This is a genomic window from Vibrio sp. V42_P2S4T144, assembly GCF_009904715.1.
Classification (GTDB): domain Bacteria; phylum Pseudomonadota; class Gammaproteobacteria; order Enterobacterales; family Vibrionaceae; genus Vibrio; species Vibrio alginolyticus.
This window is the reverse complement of the sequence record NZ_WXWS01000620.1, coordinates 1-2235: the sequence shown is the minus strand read 5'-3', so window position 1 is coordinate 2235 and position 2235 is coordinate 1. Positions and strand designations below refer to the sequence as shown.

Annotated in this window: 2 protein-coding genes and 1 pseudogene; all 3 read right to left on the bottom strand. The window is 43.8% G+C overall.

Annotated elements, in window-relative coordinates; translation table 11 throughout:
* Positions 1 to 127: pseudogene (locus CAG68_RS22460) on the bottom strand (type VI secretion system lipoprotein TssJ); the annotation flags it as partial.
* On the bottom strand, positions 120 to 1613 hold the full coding sequence (locus CAG68_RS20200; RefSeq protein WP_086047486.1) for a type VI secretion system-associated FHA domain protein: 1494 nt from the start codon (positions 1611 to 1613) through the stop codon (positions 120 to 122). The pseudogene CAG68_RS22460 and the gene CAG68_RS20200, both read right to left, overlap by 8 nt.
* Before the next feature lie 9 nt (positions 1614 to 1622).
* Complete coding sequence (locus CAG68_RS20195) at positions 1623 to 2222, bottom strand: hypothetical protein (protein ID WP_054574680.1); 600 nt, start codon at positions 2220 to 2222, stop codon at positions 1623 to 1625.
* Positions 2223 to 2235: the final 13 nt, after the last annotated feature.

Here is a 2235-nt window from a genome sequence, read left to right as displayed (position 1 = left end):
GTGATGCCTCAATAACCAATTCAATCGACGAAGTTTCTGGTGTGATACCCTTGGACTCTTTAAATTGATCCCACATGGAACAACCGGACAACATGGCAAATCCGAGTAATACGGCGATACTACGCATGGTTTCCCTTAATCACTTTGTTATAGTTTTTCTTAATCAGCCCTTTTAAGGATGTTTCATTAAGCAGGCGACGATTATTAGTGTAGAAATCTAGGTATTCGGCCCACAGCTTTGACTTAGTTGAGAACAAAGACTGGCTAGCGACCCTGTTAGCAAATGCTACGGGATCGTTCGTTTCAGACTGTTCTAAAACGAGCTCATTCAGTGCTTTGTTAAACATAACTTGGTGATCGTTCAGCTCATCGAGCATTTGTTCAACCAGTTCATTTGGAGCCAGTAATTGCTGACTATTCAAAGTGAGCATTAGCTCTGCGATGTTCGAGTTAGCCTCACTCGCACTCTGCTCATCTTTTAACGATTCCACTTCGTGCAACTCTTTCTGTAGGTTATCAATACATAAACGCAAGCAAGTGCCCATTTGCTTGAATAACTGCGCCTCGTTTGTCATCAACTCTGGATTTCGAATACCCAAACCATCAAAAAACGCTTGCGCTATATCTTGAGAGCAAACGGCCGCATCAGTATCGACTTGTGCTTTCGTCATACTGTTTATCGCGTGCTCTGCCGTAGGTATTTGAAGTTGCTGATTAGTGTTAGGAGAAGGCGTAAAAGATTGGGTCATCTCTTCCCATTTTGACCCTGTGTTAGCCTGCTCTACGACCATCTCAGTAACATTAGGCGTACGATGTTGTCTTTGAATCGTGCTATCTGGGGCTACCGTGCCAGGTTGCATCACCTCAGCTGAGGCAATATCGGCTCTATGTGCCTTACCGCTTTCTGGCGCTAATGCATCATTGACTGATGCGTTACTCTTGGTTTCCGCAGCCATCCAGTCTTCAGGGATTAGGCTTGGCTGATCGAATTCGGAATATATACTGAAACTGTCATCGACCACCTGACGCGTGCTTTCCACGGTTCTAGGTTGTTCAGATTCTGTACGCTCATTATCACGAATTAAGTAATCGTCATCTCGCTGCATCGAAAAGTTAAGGTGAGCAACAGGATCATGACAATCAATGTCATCCTGTTTAGTCTCCATAAACAAATCTTCTAAGGCACCGACTTTTTCTTCCTCTTCGACAACCGCATCTCCTAGACTAACCAGAGGATCGCTAGATACTCGCTCAGGAGCAATATCAGCGGCGATGTCTAGTGTTGAGGTAACGTGCTCAAGAGAAACACCAATCTCATATTGCCCTAAAGAAATGATGTCGCCATCAACTATCGCAACGGGTTGATTTTTTAGTATTTTATTCCCATTTACCATTGTGCCATTAGTTGATACGTCACTTATATAGTAGGTATCTCCATACACGCTGAGCAAACAATGAGTGCCCGATATAAAGCGGTTGTGATCGGCTAAAGACACGCTACAGCTTGGGGAACGACCTATCGAACCACCACTTTCAGGCATTTCAATATGCTTTGCACCGGTGTATTCCTCTGGACACTTTGAGATAAATAAAACTAGCTGATTTGAGTACATTTACGAACCTCAAAAGAGCAAAGAAACTGATAGTTCAAGCCCACCAATTCCATCATTTACAACCGGAAGGATATAAGAGGCCTGCGGGATAATTTGTATATGGGCGTCAGGATTACTGCCTAACTTTATAGCAGTACCAAGGGTCATAACCGCACCTAACTCAAACTGGTCGATGTCTTCAACACTCTCATAACGATAGCCCTCTTGGTCTACTTGCCAGCGATTAGAATATTGCGAGTAACCGACAGACAAGCCCGCACCAACGTATGGCGTGAAAACACTCCAAGAAGTCAACGCATATTGAGGAACAACACGAAGTTCATAGTTCGTCGCTTCTTGATATAAGCCGTTTGCTGGCGCTTCAATATCTTCTGCTAGATAGTTTAGCCCTAACCACCAACGCCAACGGTTATTGTTTTCATCAATAGGACGAGTATGAACCAAGCCGAACCTAAGCGTATCCTGCTCACCACTTTTACCTTCATCGTATTTAATGCTATCGATAGTCAACATACTGGTAGAGAGTCCATATCGCTCCCCTTTTGCCATTGCAACAGAAGAAAATAGACACATGGCTGAAATCAGCCCAATTTGACTTGGTTTTAGCATTTCGTCCCTCTAG